Below are 17,834 nucleotides of genomic sequence, written 5' to 3' on the forward strand. Positions count from 1 at the left end.
TTGCTATAACTCATTGACCACGCCGAAATATGCCGACAATAAATCCAAGATCTCGATTTTGAAATCAACAAATTCGGACATATAGCGCTCTAGGGCAAGATATAGCGCATCACGGAATTGACTAAAGCTAGTGGTTTTATTTTCCACAAAGGGCTTGAGCTTTTGGATTAATAGCCAGTTGCTCTGAATTTGTGATTTTGATAGCGCTTGCTCTAAATTGGCGGGAGGTGCGGTCGGATCGCTAAACTCAGGGAGAATTCGACTAATAAAGGTGACTCGGTGGAATACGCGCCAGCAATCAGGGGCAGCATTACTTTCTTTAGCTTGGCGCAAGGCAAAGGCATTAGCGGAATTGCTCTGTTCTAGCCATATCGGGTCAATCACTTTATTAAATAAATCTGCGCCATTGTCAGCCGTGGAATCGAGATAGAAGGTCATAAAGCGATAAGCGTCAACCTTGCCAGCCGCAATGACAGGTTTCCCATTTTGATATTGCTGCTCTAGATTGTCATCGTAGGCTTGGATATTTGTAGGGGTGTTCACTGTTAAGTTAATGCCAAAGGAAGAAGAGGATTCCGCAGACTTTTGTTTTGTTGAAGTAGCACCACCTCCCATCGTGCCATTTAGCTCTAAACCAAAGTACAGCCCTGCCTTATAGTCTGCTTGTAAAGATGATGAACCCGTTGCTGTCCATTTAAACGTACCCTGTTTGGTTTCCTGACGCACTGAGCTAATTTCTGTAGACTCGCAGTAAAAGCCGCCACTGGCAGTCCATACGGCGGTATTCACTAGGTTCCGCTTAGCAAACTGATCGTCTAGTTTTAAGTCTTTAGATAATCCTTGAGCGATCGCTGTAATTGTCGCGGTTGTACTGGCGGCAAAGAAAGCTGCTGCACCAACAACGCCCGTACCTGCACCTGCGGCTAATCCGCCCACACCTGCACTAGCTAAACCAGCACCAGTGCCAATACCTGCGATCTCTCCAGCACCCGATGTGCCACCAGCGATGCTGCTGCTCGATAGAAATGACGTATCGTAATTCTCATAATAATTACGGAGTTCTTCCTCCTCACGCTGAATTTTTTGTTTGAGGGCATAGGCTTCCATCGGTTTGAAGTAGCTATATTCACCATAGCCGCTAGCATTGGCATAGTCGGGATCGAGTAGCTTCTGACCTTGAGGGTTATAGCCGACTGCACCATCAAGAGTTCCCTGCTTGGTGTAGCGAGGATTGATCGGGAAGGGAATGAGATTGCGATCCTTGGGAATATCGGGATTGGGAGTGAGATTTAAGGAGATCAGGGCGTGATTGTGCTCTAGGCGGAGAGCAAAGACATCAGCAGTTTCTGACTCCACGATCGCAAATCCTGTATTGGCAGGTTGAAAACGTCGGAGCATTCCTGTATTTAATCCCTTATTTGCATTTTCAGGATCGGGAGCTTCCCAAGTACCATCAAGAGCAACCGTAAGATTGTCTGTGGTGTTTGTACCGTAGCTATGGGATGAATCCGAGAGCCATGAATTTTCTGTGGAGAGATTGCCTGCTAGCTTACCTTTGAGAGAAGCTTCGGCTGCGTCTTTAAAGATTACGCCAAAGCCAAGGGGCGCAGTCACAGTATCCATTTTCAGCTCAAAGCCACTGGTCATCGCTAATTCAAAGGCACTATTAAAGCTGCTCTCTTTGGAAGTTGCAAAGGTATAGGTGACGCTTTCGGCTTCGGTAATTTCGAGGGAAGTAATGCCCAGATAATCATCACCTTCAGGACTCACGGAACCCACCGTTAAGTTTTCGCTAGGGACAGGCGGCGCACCTTCGACATAACCCACAATTTGCGGATCATATTGCACTTGCCCAATCCATTCACTGATCAGATTGCCAACTTTGTAGCCTGTGAGCAGATGCCATTGATTGTTGCGAATAAAGCTATAGCAGCGTTTTAAAACTCCCGTCATCCCTGTGCGATCGCTTTGTAAATCTCCATATTCCTGCACGCTAGGAGCGCTGTTAATCGTGCGATGGAAGGAGGTGCGGACTTGCGAGATCGCCGATCGCACGATCGCCGTATCATCACTAATTGGCGCGGTCGATAGGACAATGCTAGGGCTATTATTGCCACTGCCGAGATTGAGATTGAGTCCTGCTAATCCCGCATCGGTGAGTTGGCTCGCATTACTTTCAAGGTCAAAGGGATAGTAAGCGATCAGGGATTTTTTCTCACCCTTGAGTCTTGTAAAGAGATTGTCGAGAATCTGTTCCTCAGTGCGTGCGGTTTTCCAAATTCTAGTTTCCTCGAGGATGCCATTAAAAGGGCTTTGCCAATTGGCATTGTTGGAAAATCCGCCGAGGGTAAATTGGGGATCGCCCCAAGTTTCAGCAGGGATGTTTTTCGTAGCGATCGCTTCACCATTGCTATAGAGCTTAAAACTAGCAGCGAGGGGATCGGGATTAATCGTCCATTTGACATTTCCTTGAAGCTTGAGATGGGAGTTACTCTTGCTGTCATAGGCAATATTGCCATCATTTTCTTGCATCTGCCACCAACCGACTAAACCCTGTTCCGAACCAGTGAGACTTGCACCAAATTCTGTATCTTCCAGAGCGCGGCTCCAAATCCTGAGTTCTGTGATAATGCCTTTGAAGGGATAGACTTCATTCTTATTGTCAACACGACCAATTTGCAGGGATTCACTACTGTTACCAATTTTGGTATTGTCCAATAGCCAAGAATCACCAGCCTTTTGGTATTTGGTGACAGCACCTGCTTGTTGTTCCTTGAGATAGCAATCAATGGTGTAATTGGTTTGCTGTCCCGTGGGTTTATCTACCTGTACAGTGATGGTTTTGTTATTGCCATTTTCATCCACATAGGAAAAGCTTTCCGTAGAACTGCCTGTCTTATTTTCGGAGAAACTCTGGCGAACTAGTACCAGCTTATAAAAGGCATCGGTTTTCACCGTTACATTCTTAAAGGTGTAGGTCTTGAGTTCGCCATTTTGATTCTCAAACGCAAAGACAACTTTGCCATTGCGATCAATATAGAGACTATAGGGAGAGTACTGATTGTTGCCATCTTGGAGCTTGCCCTTAGAGATTAATCCTGCTGGATTATTCAGATTGTTAACGGCGAAGTTCAGTTCGAGCGTGAGGTCGCTGTTAATATCGAGAGTGGAATTCTTGTCAGTGCGTAGATAGGCTTTTTCAGAACCACTAAATTTCAAGCCATAGGATTGATTGAAAATCATCGCTAGATGATTCCAACTATTGCCGATTAATTTAGCAGTGGACTCAATGAATTGATTATTGAGTTTGCCACCAATGGCATTGCCTACACCCGCAAAGACTGAGTAAGCGGGAAGTGGTGAATTTATAGGTGTTAAGCTGCCTGTGACTTTGCCATCGTAGCCATGTTGGGTATAGTCCTTGACCCATGTGCGATCGCTACTGAAATCATCAAAGTGCCAATAGCCAACTAAGCCCGATTCATCACCTGTGAGGCGGCGACTCATATCCTCTTGGATTTCATTGGCTGTGCGGGCATAGTTCCAGATTCGCACTTCATCGATCGCCCCTTGGCATCCTTTGGGATTGTGATCGCCATTAAATGTACTTGCTTTGGAACTTGTACCTATAAAGCCGTAACGCTTGACCTTGCTACCCAATTTTGCCCCATTATGGGCTTTAATTTGGCGATCGAGTTGTCCATCCACATAGATAAATTTGTTGCCGCTGACCGACTCATAGGTGACAGAGATAAAATGCCATTCACCTGCGGTACTTGATACCACCGTTGTGCCAACACATTCATCAATACTGGTGCTATTGCTATCTCTTGTTGACCAAGCGACTTTGCCTTGAATGCTATCACTACCGATCGCTAGTTCCCAATATTCATTCCGATCCCATGAAGCAATGACAGATTGCATTGATGGATTAGTAATTTTCACCCAAGCTTCAATCGTAATTGCCTCAATCATTCCTTCATAGGTGAGATTATTGATCGCAATGTAGTTACTCGCACTAGAGAACATCAGTGCTGATTGCAATATTTGTGGTCTGATGCCTAATGTATAGCCCGATTGATTGCTGAGATAGTGATGGACAATGCGGCTCGGAGTTTTGATACTCTTGGGTAATACCCATGCTTCGAGGGTGAGATCGCCATTGGTAGCAAAGGCGGCAACATTGTTTTTATCGCTGACATAATCATCCACACCATCAAAGGATAAGGCTCTCCCTGGGGAATCGGCTACCCAAACGCAGGGGGTGGACAAAGTAGTAAGAGTCGCGAACCCATTCACTACAGCATCGGTTAAGCCTGAGGCAGCGGCAATTAAATTGAGAGAACCATAGCGAAGACTATGACTGAGGCTAGTGGTCTCTGTGCCGACTAGATAAATCTTTTCTCCCTGTGCAATGGGTTGGGATAGAGTAATACTGCTAATGGGAATTTGCGTGGCATTTTTAGCTACAGCAGCACTGACTTTGAGCCTGACCCCATCAATCAGTAATACGTCACCCTTCGAGAGAGATTGCTTTAAGGTGCTAGAGAGGGTGAGGCTATTCACTATGTCCGATAGACTCGCGCCTAAGGCAGCAAGTGATTGATATTTGACTAGCTGTACCTTGGTTTGATGGAGATAGTCATAGGGCACATAATAAATTTCCGTATCTTGAGCGATCGCTTCCGTAACAGTTTGACTCTGCACAGCGATCGCTGTTGCACTGGTGCTAGTATCGGCACTAACCGTAAAGTAGCTCTGCCCCACTCTGACCACATCACCCAAGTTTAAAATTTGGCGTGAACCATTGGCTAATGGTAAATTGGCGATCGCTCCTGAGATGCTTTGACTGAGCTTACCGATATAGACCTCATCGCCTGCTCGACCGTTAAGCACGGCGGCAAAGCGATCGGCTTGTCTGGGTACATCGCACCAGATTTCTTTAAATTTTGTCGTGGGATTCTCGATAATTACTTTACAGGTATGGTCGAAATTGCCGTTACTAATGGCGATACTTGCCTGATTGAGATCGCCTTCTGCCGATCGCGATTGCAGAGAAATAGTATTGCTTGTCCCTTCGACACTTAAGGTATATTCCGATTTCGTATTCAAGGTATCGAAATAGGCGGCATAGAATTGATCGCGATCGCCTCGAAAATACAGAGCCAATTTGCCTGCACCACTATCAAATAAATGGGGTGTATTGGTACTGGTCGCAAAACTCAACAAGCCACCTGTAACCGTAAAACCCATTGGATCGGTATGCAGCAATTTTAGAGGAATCGCTTTTTGATTGTACTGATTGTTTAATTTGGCGATCGCTGCTTGTGTCTCGGTCAATTCCGCTTTTAGCTCAAACAATTGACAACTGAAGATATAGGCGGCTCCCGCATTTTGTCCATTGGTATTGCGATCACGAAAACCATCAATGATGGCGATGTCATTATTCACGGCTACAAATTGTCCAAAGCCAAGGGAGACATCGGACTGGAAATCACTTGGAGCATCAATCCGACCCACCTGCTGCCAAGTTTGTCCTCTATACTTGAACAGATAAGAAGCTTGATTGCGCGTTCCCACTACGGCATAATCGCCATTAATTGCGACGGATGTACCAAATCCATCCACGGCGACACTAAGCTTAGTCACCTGCTTCCAAAGTCCATTTTGGCAATTGAATAGGTAAACCACACCACTATCCCCATCACCTGCGATCGCCCAGTTGCCATTAATCGCGACCGAAGCATTGACAATCGGGAATTTAGCGGATTGGCTCCATTGACCATTCACATTATTAAACAGATAAACTGAAGTGATACTTGCCACAATTGCCCATGCACCGCTCATGGCAATTCTGCGACCAAAGCAAGTATTAGCAACTTTGTCAGAAGCTTGGATTGTTCCTTTAGTGACCCATTGCATTTGATTTTCACAGTGCAAGAGATAGACTATCCCTGCCTGTCTATCCGCAAAAGCATTGGCAACCATTGCCCAGTCACCAGCGATCGCCACACTGGCACAACCATAGGAAGTATCGTATTGGTCGGAAATGGCGATTTTCTGTGTTGCCGTGCTTGTCCAACTGTTCATACTTCCATCAAAGCGGAAAAAGTGAGCTGATAGACTATTGGAACTGCCAACCACTGCCCAATTGGTCGATATATCAAACTTAGAGTTAAATCCACGATTGTCGGCAGCATTGCTGGGACGCAATTTGATGGGACTGCTGGTAGAACTGGTATTTGTGCTAAATATATAGACTCCCGATCTGGAGCCAAGCATTCCCCAATCACCACTCACAGCGATCGGTGCACCAAAACGATCCTCAGCTTTACCATCAGGGGCAATCAGTTTCCGACTGTCAAACTTCTCTAGCTCGGCAATTTCGGCGCGTAGGGTTTCACTTTTGCTTTCTAGGGTTTGCAGGTTTTCTAGTACGAGATTATTGTTCGCTCCTGACAAGGGATTTCCTAATTGGAGATTGTCGGGCAGTTGCGCTAGTTTGCCCTCGCGAGAAATACCCATATCAATAGTCGCTATGTAGGGCTTATCGTCGGGTTGCGATGGACTCGCGAGGGTTGCCATTGTCAGCATTACCCTTGCATTTTGCTTGAGTGGTTTCTCCTGTTGATCGTAACCAATGGCAACATTTCCCTGTTGGTAATAGAGCAATGCTGATAGCCCCGTCACCACATCGCGATCGCCGATCCGAAAACTCGTGCGTTGCATTCCGATCTGGTCACTGACTGGCGCATCGGAACTGATCCAAATCGGATTCGTAATCTGACCATGCAAGGCATTGCGAGTTTGGTCATAGACTTGATTGCCGCTACCTTCATCCATCCGCCAATAGGCTTTCAATCCCGTCTCATTGCCTACTAAGCGCGAATTCATATCCCTTGCGAGTTCACTAGCGGAACGGGCACGATTCCAAATTCGCACTTCATCAATGACACCCTTAAAAAATTTATTATCGCCCCAAGAGCGAGAACCTAAATATACCGAACCTGTGCCTTGAAAAGCTCCATGTTGAGTAGTACTACCATCTAAAACTCCATTCACAAAGATGGCTTGCTCTTGGGTGTCGATATCATAGCGCCAAGCGATGTGATACCAACGATTTTTCACTAATGTTGTGGTTGCTTGCAGATCGTTGTTATAAAAGCCCATATAGGCTTTTTGGTTCCTAACGACTAGATGCAATCCATTATTATCGGTGTTCTCATTTGTTGCCATGATCACGCTGTCAGCATATTGCCCCACAGGAAAGTCCAAACCTTTAATCCAAGCCTCTACCGTAAAGCTCTGATTGGTAAGTCCTAACTGCGATGCTGTGGCAAGCTTCACCGAACTACTAGTACCATTAAACTGTAATGCGGATTCGGCATAGTAGGACTGTTGGAGAATGGGAATGAGAGGTTGCTGTGTAAATGGACAAGTCCCCGGCTCCCTTTCAAAAACTGCACTTTGATATTCAGGATCGGGACTGGTATAGAATTGTGTGCCTTGAGTATTAAATAAACCATCCTTCGCTCGCTCTACATTGAAGGAATCAATCATTTTGGTAACGCTATTGATGGTAAAAATCTGCCAGCGTTGTACTTCTGTATTCGCAGTCGGTAATAATAAGACAGAAAAGCGACTAATATTCTCAACAAAACTGAGTTCTTGGGTAGGTTCATAAAAGAACTGCTCGTCCATATCCTTTGCGCCGAGCGTATCCTTGTTACTCTGAGGATTGGTCTTATTGCGGCTACGTTGAAACCTAACTTCCATTTTCGGGCTGATGCTATTGCCAACCAACAAGAAGCGATCGCATAGCAAAGTATTATTCACAATTGCCTGATTATTCACCTTCAAGTTATCAGGATGATCGGCAGCGATCGCCTGTCGGAATACATACAGATATTGATTGTCGGACAACACCTGAAAGGGAGCTAGTGCCATCAATCTAGCCGTTGAGGAATAAAATGAGTCCGCATCATCAGCGTTGTCAACAGGATTTTTGAGTTGATCGACCAGTGGTATCTTTCGGGGATTGACAATCTCTGCGCCAACTTCCACAATCTCCGTGGGAAACTTCAACTCTAGGGGATCATCCAGCCATGCATTGACATCTAGTTCGCTGTCTTGCTCGGAGCTATTGGAGTTAGAGTTAAAGTCGAGGACTGAGTAGTAAATGCGGCGATCGCTACTGAGGGCAAAGGCAATCACTGTCCCACGATGACGCACGGTAGTGGTGTAGCTATAGGTGCGATCACTGTAGGTTTTTGTAAATGTATCGATAATGCTCATGGTTCTTATTAATTTCTTTTTGAAATTGAAAAGTTTTTGTCAAAAGCGCAAATCTAAACTCTATTTAGAACTTGCAACTTTAGGGGCAACGGGATAGATCTGACCGCGCAATTCGCCAAAGAACTCATGACCGACGGTGTGGAGATTGAAGTAGAGTGCGCCCTTGCGAGCTAAGGCATCTAAACCTGCAACTGTATTGACCTGTTGCACAGGGAAATTAATATCGCTAGGACAGCCTTCAGGAAGTGGCAGGGTGAATTTACCTGCAAAGAGATTTGGGGGAATAGGAGGCTGCTTGACAAAAGTTGATTTGTCATTGGTGACATTTGCGGAAAAGTGATCATTAGCGATCGTTTTTTGGAAGTCACCATATTGTCCAAAATTGACAATGATTGGTCCTAGTACTCCGGGTGTGCCGCAATGAATATGGAAAGCAGTGACTTTTGCAGGATCGATTCCAGAGAGTTGGACTTCTACGGAACCAGAACTCAGATTTACGGGAAACTTCAATCTGCCATAGCCCCTTGCGGAAGTAGTCAGTTTTGGATCAGGTTCTTGGGCTGGATGGAGATAGGATTCGTATTCGTTAAAAGATTGATCGCCAAATTGCTGTTGATTTTGAGCGATCGCAGGATTGCTAAACATAACGGTGAGGGCAATCAAGGCGCTCATCAAAAAGCCAATTACGATTCTCATATGCGATACCTCTGCTAATGTCGATTTGCTAATGCCAATATCGAACAATTACCAAAATCAAGCATTAGTATTTGCAGACAAGTTATGTTGCTGCTTTTAGCGATCGCCCATTGCACTTTTCGGCAATGTATTAAACCTTGGGTAAAGGCAAGGGGCTTAAGCCCCTTGTTCTTGGCTTGCTAGAATGACTGCGCCAAAGAGAGATGCTCCCATTCACTGAAGGGTGATGACACTTCGGTGAATTGGTATAAACTAAGACGGAAAGAATTACACCTCCTACTTGTGATATTTTTGTGATGCGTGTCAAACCCTATTTCCTATCAGCCTTAGTTGCCCTCTTACTAATTGTGACAAGCTGTGCTTCGTCAGGGCAATCCGCTAGCGCTCAATTGTCTGATGCTCAGTTTGAAGCAAAAGTTTTAGAGATTCTTCGCAAAAATCCACAGGTGATTTTGGATTCAGTGCAAGCCTATCAAAGGGCACAAGCTCAACAGGAAGAGCAAGCTCGCGACAAGGTGCTATCACAAATTCGCCAAGAACCACGCCTATTACTTCGCAATGCACCTGTCACAGGTTCAACCAGCCAAAAAATCATCATGGCGGAGTTCTCTGATTTTGAATGCCCTTATTGCGCTAAGGCTCATGAGGTCGTGAAGGAATTCATGGCAAAAAATGGCAATGATGTCACTTTGGTATACAAGCATTTCCCTCTGAAGCAAATTCATCAACAGGCTGAACCTGCGGCACTTGCATCATGGGCAGCTTTTCAGCAGGGTAAGTTTTGGGAATATCACGATGCTTTGTTTGAGCAACAGAGCAAATTGGGTGAAGAGTTTTATGTGGAATTAGCCAAGAATTTAAAACTTGATATCGATAAATTTAATCGCGATCGCAAGAGTAATGAAGCTAAGGAATCCCTCAAGAAAGATTTTGAACTTGGCAAGTCTTTGGGAGTACGCGGTACACCTTCCTTTGTGATTAATGGAGTGTTTTTCTCTGGAGTTCCTAATATTCAGGATTTAGAAGGACTAGTTGCTCAAATTAAGGCAGGTAAATAATTACCTTGATATGACCTTGATATGAGCAATTGGAGAGACAGCAAATTTATTACTCCCCTTGCTCGTTTCACCGATCGCTTGATTTGGCTATCGGAGCATCCTGTATTTGGAGTAATGGCGATCGCATTGGTTGCCTTTGGGACAAGATTTTGGAATATCGATGGCACGGCAGATATTGTTTTTGATGAGGTTTACTATCCGAAGTTTGCTCAAAACTATCTCCGTGGTGAAACGCTATTCGACGCGCATCCGCCCCTAGCGAAATACATCATTGCCTTAGGGATTCAACTTTTGGGTTATGCGCCCTTGGGCTATCGCTGCATGACGGCACTAGCGGGTTCGCTGTTGCCCTTAATTACCTATGAATTTGTGTGGCAATTGAGCGATCGCCGCAGTTGGGCATGGCTGACGGGTTGGTTTATCGCGATGGATGGGTTGCTATTGGTGGAGTCACGGTTTGGCTTGATCAATATTTACATCTTGCTTTTTGGGATGCTCAGCCAGTTATGTATGGTCTTGGCTCTAAAGCGATCGCGTCAGCGTTGGTTCTGGACGATCATCACAGGCTTGATGTTAGGCGCATCCATAAGTGTGAAATGGACAGGCTTGGCTTATATTATTGGGCTAGTGGCGATCGCTGGTTATGCATGGTCACGCTATCGCCAAACCCTAAATGCCGCTCAGATCGTGATTGGCTTAATCATTGTCCCGATCGCCTTTTATTTCTTGCAGTGGATTCCCCATTTGATGATTAATCCCGAACGCGATATTTGGGAATTGCATCGTCAGATCATTGGCTTTCATCAAAACTTAGGAGTTGGTAAAACTGAACCAATTCATCCCTACTGCTCGCCTTGGTGGAGTTGGGTGTTATTAATTCGCCCAATCGCTTACTTTTTTGAAAACCGTCCCAATAGCATGGTGGAATTTGTCCATGCGATGGGCAACCCCTTGTTGTATTGGCTCAGTGCGATCGCCTTGCTACTTTGTCTCAGTTTTGTCATTGCCTCGAAATTTAGGTTTCCCCCTCAAGCCATCACCCAGATACCATTACGGGAGCGATCGCAATTGTTTTGGTTGATGTTTTATGTGACGACTAGCTTTTTGGCACATTGGTTGCCTTGGAGCTTGAGCAAACGCTGCATTTTTTTGTATCACTATATGCCCGCCTCCGTATTTGCCTTTGCTGCCCTTGCCCTGTTGGTGTCGCTCCTGTGGCGATCGCCTTTACCTAATATTCGGGCGCTCGGTGGTGGGATTTTTGCAATTGTGGCGATCGCCTTTTTGTTCTGGCTACCGATTTATATCGGTTTACCGATCTCATCGGGTTATTTACCCATGTTAATGTGGTTGCGTAGCTGGATCTAAAAATCTTTTGAAAACGCCAACGGCGTTTCCAAAAGCAACCATAGGGTAAGCTAAGTTATCTCCTTGTTTGCAGTTCGGGAAATATGCAAAACTTTCGCAATTACTATGAAATCCTCGGTGTACCGAAGACAGCTACGGCTGACGAAATCAAGCGCTCCTATCGCAGGTTAGCGCGGAAATATCATCCCGACCTGAATCCAAATGACAAGGCAGCCGAAGAACGCTTTAAAGATATTGGTGAAGCCTATGAGGTACTGTCTGACACCACGAAGCGGCAACAGTACGATCGCTTTGGTCAATATTGGAAACAAGGTGGATTCCAAGGATCAGGCGGACGCGCTCCCTCATCCCGCGAACCCTACACGCCCGATTTTGAACGTGGTGGCTACACAGGCGATGTGGACTTTAGCCAATACAACGATTTCCAAGAATTTGTCGATCAATTACTGGGCAAATTTCGCACTAACGAACGCGCCCAAGATACAGGTGGCGCATCCTCCTATCGCACTAGTACCCAAGCCCCACCCCGTCCCAATCCTCGCCGCGATTCGGAAGCTGTCTTAGAATTACCCCTCGAACGCGCCTATGTGGGTGGTCGTGAAAGAATCCGCCTCGAAGATGGGCGATCGCTAGAGGTCAATATGCCCGCAGGTGTCCTCTCTGGTCAGAGAATTCGCCTCAAGGGTCAAGGCGCATCGGGCGGCGATCTCTATCTGAAAATTATCCTCAAACCTCATCCCTTCTTTACCCTCGAAGGTTCCGATATTCGTTGCCAATTACCCATTTCTCCTAGTGAGTCTGTTTTGGGTGTGCAAGTGGAAGTACCAACCCTAAGCGGCTTAGTCAAACTGACGATTCCCCCTGCGGTGAAGTCGGGACAACAATTGCGCCTCTCTGGCAAAGGATTCCCTAAAGATGCCAGAACCTTTGGCGATCAATATGTCGAAATCCAGATCGTCGTCCCCAAAAATCCCAGCAATCGCGAACGAGAACTTTACGAACAATTACTCAAAGTTCAATCCTTCGATCCGCGTGAACATTTACCTAAGAAATAATCATTAATAACCATTAATGCGGCGCATCGTGCCGCATTAATTATCTATCTAGAAACTACTATGTCTACCATCATCTATATCAGCCAAGCCTGCATTGAGTCCCTCGATATTACTCCTGCCAAAATTGCGATCGAGAAGTTATTAGCCAATTGGGATGAAACACCCGAAAGCGATCGCCAATTTCAAATCGAACTTGTATGGGATAAGGAAGATGGCGACCCTCGCGAATTGTCAGAAATCTCGGAAGTCCGTCTCTGGTTTGTGCGTCTCGATGCGACCTATCCTTGGTTTAGCTATCTCCTAGACTGGCGTTTAGAACTCAGTCGCTATGCCGCGATGTTAGTCCCCCACGAGTTTAAGCGCGAGGGTGATGGCTATGTGTTGCAATACAATCCTGAAGCCTTAGAGCTTTTTGTAATGCAGAAGGTCTTCACAATTTCTCTCTGGCTCAAGTCACGCGGCATTGAAAGCACGGCAAAGTTACAGCAAATGACTCAAAGCCTCGGCTACGAAATCGATTCAGCATTTTTCAACCTTTTGTAACACTGATGAGCAAACAAGAGGTACAAACATTAATTGCAGATCTTTGCCGAGAAATGGAGTCTCTTTGGCAAAAGAAAAATTATGTTTGTTCTGACGAAAATAGAGAACCTATTGTAGAAACGAGAATACAAGATAATGCAATAGTTTTGCCAAAATCTCAACTTCCAATTCGTGGTACAGATGGAGTAAGAGTAGTTGTTACAAATAACTCTCATAACAGGACAAGGAGTTTAATCAAGTCGCTTGTTATAGATTCGCTTGCCAAAGAAGAAACTGATGAAGATTGTATTGAGATAAAAGCAAGAATTAAAGATTTAGAAGAAAAATTATTTGGCAAATTTGCGACTATCCCAAACCTTCTTGAGAGAGTTGCTGAATCTCTTGGCTATAAACACTACGATCCAGATGTGTTAGCTGAGAAAATAAAGTCTAAAGACATAAATTTGTTACACCTTTATGAGATGCAATTATTCCTTTCAAAAATTTTAGCAAATGAACTTCATGCACAAGGATTTGATCCGCGCAAAAAACTAGCTTTTAAAACATGGGATAACATAGCTCATACAACTACTGAAAATATTTATTCCATAGCAGAAAAAAATTATAACGTTTACGAAGTAGTAATCTTTCTAAATGCACCAGTAATTGACATGGATACATCTATTTCCTTTTTTGGGAATGCAAGTATGTTTTCTATTCAGTATGCAACTGATGAATTACTATCTAAGCTTTATAACAATAATAGAGACGTTAGATTAGATGGAATCAATACTGTCATAACGTATAAGCAGGAAATAAATGTAAATGCTACATCTGAGCATTATTTAAATTGTTTTACTGTAGCTGAAATGAATACAGATGACTTAGTTAATTGTCTCAGGCTTGTTAGAGATGAAGATATCGGGGTGATTGCGCTTGAAATGTTTCCAATTGATGATTTTACTCCACATATCAGGAAAACTTACGTACAAGACTATCAACCTGAGCTTTCCATCTTTATTCCCAAACGATTCTATTTTCAAACTCAGCAAACGGAACCGCTATCGCAAGCAGAATTAAGTCTTATTTCTAACCTTGTATCATCTTATGAAATTCATGATATTAAAGGTTTGGATGTTGCGATCAAAAGATTTAGGGCAAGTTATGAGAGTTATTTACCTGATGATCCTGAAAGATTACTTGATATAGCATTCGCATTTGAAGCAATAATTTTAAATGATAATTACCAAAAAAAGCCTGATTATCGACTTGCTTTACGCGCTTCAAATTTGCTGGGGAAAACTTTAGATAAAAAGAGAAGAATTTTTAATGTCGCGAAAAATTTATATAGCTTTCGTTCAGCGCTTGCTCACGGGAAAAGTATTAATGACTTAAAGCAGAAAGATAGTGAAAAACTAAAAGAAGTCTTACTTCATGCTCCAAGAATTTTAAAAAATTCGATTATTGAAATGCTTTTAGGTAATGCTCCTAAAGGATTGACTGAGAGTGCGGAAATAAGTGAATGGTGGAGTAAATTTGAGATAAAACTAGACAAATAAAATAACAATTAAGGAAATCTTAAAAATGATAATTAACTAATTTAAAACTATTGCTCTCAAAGAAAATCATCTTGAAATATTTGAAACAAATTGCGAAGTAAAACACAAAAGTTAAAATCTGAATATCAAACCTAAAAAATGTCATGAGTACATCTTTAAAACCATCATCCCTTCTCCCTAAAGGAATGCGAATCCAGCAAATCAATCATCTTACACTCTTTAAATTTACCGATGAACTAGGCGATCCCTTTCAAAAGTAATTGATATTCCATTTCTTTCCTAAAAATTCACGAAAGTATTACTTGTTTTCTTATGTCACAACAACTAACCATTCATCAATTTGGTCCCGTTTCAGACATCAAGCTTGATCTGAATGATATCCTTGTATTCATTGGCTCTCAAGCTAGTGGAAAAAGTACTGTTAGCAAAGCAATATTCTTTTTTAAGTCCTTAAGAGATGACTTGTATCGATATTATCTTGACTGCTATAACCAAAATAAATTTGATGATCCTATTTCTAGGTTTAGCAAACTGGTAAATCTGAAATTTACAAAATTCTATGGTTCTACTACTACCCAGCTATCTCCTGATACTAAGCTAACTTACATATATAGCGACCAAAATGAGATATTAATTGGGACTAGTCTATATGGTCAAGCTATTTATAGTGAATTCAGTTCAGCCTTCACTATAAATTTCAATGAAACAATCAATAAGTTGAAAGATTTGCGAATTGAGCTACATGGAAAGGTATCTAATTTTTCTTCTTCAAAAGAAGCCATTACTATTAAATCAAAAGAATCTGCTCTATTTGAAGAAATAAATATTCAGCTTGACAACCTTTTTGGAGATGACAGAGAAGTTATATACTTACCTGCTGGACGAAGTTTGATTACAACACTATCTCAGCAAAGATACAATATTGATATGGGGGACGAGCTATTATCTGATAACAAATTACAATCAGATAGCTTAATTAAGCTTGATTATCTCATGAGAGAATTTATTAATCTTATTGATCAAGCTAAACTAGTCTGTGAAAATGGTATAGATAATTTAATCCAAAATTATATTTCAGAAAAAAATAGCCTCAATGATACATCTGTAAAAATAATTGAACTTGCTCAAGATCTCGTAAATTCAATCTTGAAGGGATCATATAGTTATCAAAATGGAATTGAAAAAATTGAATTTTCTAATAGCAAGAGTACTGCAATAAATTTTGCTTCTTCAGGACAGCAAGAAGTTGTTTGGATTTTACTAATCATTGTTATTCTAATGCTGAATGATCGTAAGGTGTTTATGATTATTGAAGAGCCTGAAGCGCATCTTTTCCCAGTAGCGCAAAAGCAAATTATTGACTTAGTATCGCTCTTTGCAAATCATAATAAAAATCAAATCCTTCTAACTACTCATAGCCCCTATATCCTTTCATCATTTAATAATCTTCTTTATGCTCATAAATTAGGAGTGGAAGAAGATAAAAAAGAAGTTGCAAATATTGTAGATCCTCATTTATGGATTAATCCTGATAGGCTAGACGCTTATATTTTAGAAGATGGTACTGCTCGAACTATTGTCGATCGCGAAATGGGATTGATTCAATCAGCCGAAATCGATAGAGCCTCAAACATTATCGTTGATACCTTTAATCAACTGTTTGATCTTGAGGATTGAGGCATGAAGTTGAACTGTCAAGAGTTTCAGGAAAATTATTCTAGTTGTACAGTCTGCAAGCAAGATCCAGAAATTCCAGCATATGATGCGAAGAATAAGAAGATAAAATATATTCTTCAGAATCCATCCAGAAGAAAAGTATGTAAGGTAGAAATTGATAACTGCGTAATTACTAGTCAAAGCCAAAGAAAGCAGCAATTCTCATTATGAACGAAGGCTAGTCAAACCGTTGATATAGGGATATTGTAAATAACATGATGATTGATTTAGGGGAAGAGCTTTGAAAGCACAAGGCTCATTCGACAGAATTGTAGAAATTTTCCGACAACAACTAGAATCATTGCCAGACAAGCGGACAGGCAAAAATAGTCGCTATGGCATGGAAGATGCAGCCATGAGTGCATTCAGTGTATTTTTCACTCAAAGTCCATCATTCTTGTCTTACCAGCGGACAATGGAGCAGACAAAAGGGCGAAGCAACGCCCAAAGTTTATTTGGGGTGCATAAAATACCAACGGATAACCATATCCGAGACTTGCTAGACCCAGTGCAACCTAAAGAAATGTTTCCAGTGTTCGAGACAATCTTGGAGACGATAGAGCAAAAGGGGAAACTGCAAGGATTTCGAGGATTCGCCAACAATCTATTAATGGCGCTAGATGGGACAGAGTACTTTAGTTCAAAACAAATACACTGTCACCATTGTTCGAGTAGGAAAATGAAATCAGGAGAAATTCATTATTTTCATAGCGTAGTTACGCCAGTTATCGTCAGTCCACATCAATCGCAAGTGATTCCCCTAGTACCAGAATTTATTGTGCCGCAGGATGGAAATGACAAGCAAGACTGTGAGAATACAGCCGCCAAAAGATGGTTGTTACAACATGGCAGTAAGTACAGTGCATTCAAGGTAACTGTTTTGGGTGATGACCTTTATTCTCGCCAACCCCTCTGCCAAATGCTATTAGAGCAACAGTTCAACTTCATCTTAGTCTGCCGCCCGAATCTCACCCCACTATCTATGAGCATATAGAAGGGATTGCTTTGCCAACGGTGGTTGTCAATAAGTGGACAGGGAAAGTTCAAGAGACCTATACCTACCAATATGTCAATGGGCTACCTATCAAAGATGGTGACGATGCTTTGCTGGTTAACTGGTGTGAACTAACTGTGACTAGACCTGATGGCAAGGTAGTTTACAAAAACTCTTTTGCCACCAATCACCTGATTACTGAGCAAACAGTGGTGGAAATCGTGCTGGCTGGTCGTACTCGTTGGAAAGTGGAAAATGAGAATAACAATACTCTCAAAACTAAGGGCTACAACCTAGAACACAACTTTGGACATGGCAAGGAGCATCTTGCTTCATTCCTAGCCACCCTCAATATTTTGTCCCTACTATTTCACACGTTATTGGAATTGGTCGATGACAAGTACCAGTTATTGCGCTCTCATTTGCCAACCCGCAAAACCTTTTTTAACGATTTACGCGCCTTGACTCGATATCTTGTTTTTGATAGTTGGGATCATCTTTTGACTTTTATGATTCAAGGTTTGGAGTTAGATCTCCCTCCCAACAGTAGTTAATTTTTCATAATGAGAAT

Annotated in this window: 8 protein-coding genes and 1 pseudogene; 7 read left to right on the forward strand and 2 right to left on the reverse strand. The window is 42.8% G+C overall.

The annotated features are described in order from the left end of the window. Window positions 1-3 precede the first annotated feature (3 nt). Both HC246_RS05580 and HC246_RS05585 read right to left on the reverse strand, forming a co-directional pair. On the reverse strand, window positions 4-8,295 hold the full coding sequence (locus tag HC246_RS05580; protein WP_169362526.1) for a LamG-like jellyroll fold domain-containing protein: 8,292 nt from the start codon (window positions 8,293-8,295) through the stop codon (window positions 4-6). A gap of 60 nt (window positions 8,296-8,355) precedes the next feature. Further along, window positions 8,356-8,991 carry a CHRD domain-containing protein gene (locus HC246_RS05585; RefSeq protein WP_169362527.1) on the reverse strand — a complete coding sequence of 212 codons (636 nt, stop codon included), beginning with the start codon at window positions 8,989-8,991 and terminating at the stop codon, window positions 8,356-8,358. Window positions 8,992-9,287: 296 nt separating this feature from the next. On the opposite strand from HC246_RS05585, the gene HC246_RS05590 reads away from it, so the two are divergent. The 7 genes and pseudogenes from HC246_RS05590 to HC246_RS05620 all read left to right on the forward strand — a co-directional run bounded on the left by HC246_RS05590 (window position 9,288) and on the right by HC246_RS05620 (window position 17,817). Continuing rightward, a complete protein-coding gene (locus HC246_RS05590; RefSeq protein ID WP_169362528.1) occupies window positions 9,288-10,049 on the forward strand; it encodes a DsbA family protein in 762 nt (253 codons plus the stop codon). A 21-nt stretch (window positions 10,050-10,070) separates the two neighbouring features. After that, window positions 10,071-11,417 carry a phospholipid carrier-dependent glycosyltransferase gene (locus HC246_RS05595; protein WP_169362529.1) on the forward strand — a complete coding sequence of 449 codons (1,347 nt, stop codon included), beginning with the start codon at window positions 10,071-10,073 and terminating at the stop codon, window positions 11,415-11,417. A gap of 83 nt (window positions 11,418-11,500) precedes the next feature. Then, on the forward strand, window positions 11,501-12,472 hold the full coding sequence (locus HC246_RS05600) for a DnaJ C-terminal domain-containing protein (RefSeq protein ID WP_169362530.1): 972 nt from the start codon (window positions 11,501-11,503) through the stop codon (window positions 12,470-12,472). 60 nt (window positions 12,473-12,532) lie between these two features. Further along, window positions 12,533-13,015, forward strand: coding sequence for a CRR6 family NdhI maturation factor (locus HC246_RS05605; RefSeq protein WP_169362531.1), 483 nt, complete (start codon window positions 12,533-12,535; stop codon window positions 13,013-13,015). Between the two features lie 5 nt (window positions 13,016-13,020). Then, window positions 13,021-14,553: a HEPN domain-containing protein gene (locus HC246_RS05610; RefSeq protein WP_169362532.1), complete on the forward strand. Its 1,533-nt coding sequence runs from the start codon at window positions 13,021-13,023 to the stop codon at window positions 14,551-14,553. Between the two features lie 312 nt (window positions 14,554-14,865). Next, a complete protein-coding gene (locus tag HC246_RS05615; protein ID WP_169362533.1) occupies window positions 14,866-16,230 on the forward strand; it encodes an AAA family ATPase in 1,365 nt (454 codons plus the stop codon). Window positions 16,231-16,537: 307 nt separating this feature from the next. Next, window positions 16,538-17,817, forward strand: a pseudogene (locus HC246_RS05620) (ISNCY family transposase). Window positions 17,818-17,834 lie beyond the last annotated feature (17 nt).

Origin of the sequence: Pseudanabaena yagii GIHE-NHR1 (assembly GCF_012863495.1) — a bacterium.
Taxonomy (GTDB): domain Bacteria; phylum Cyanobacteriota; class Cyanobacteriia; order Pseudanabaenales; family Pseudanabaenaceae; genus Pseudanabaena; species Pseudanabaena yagii.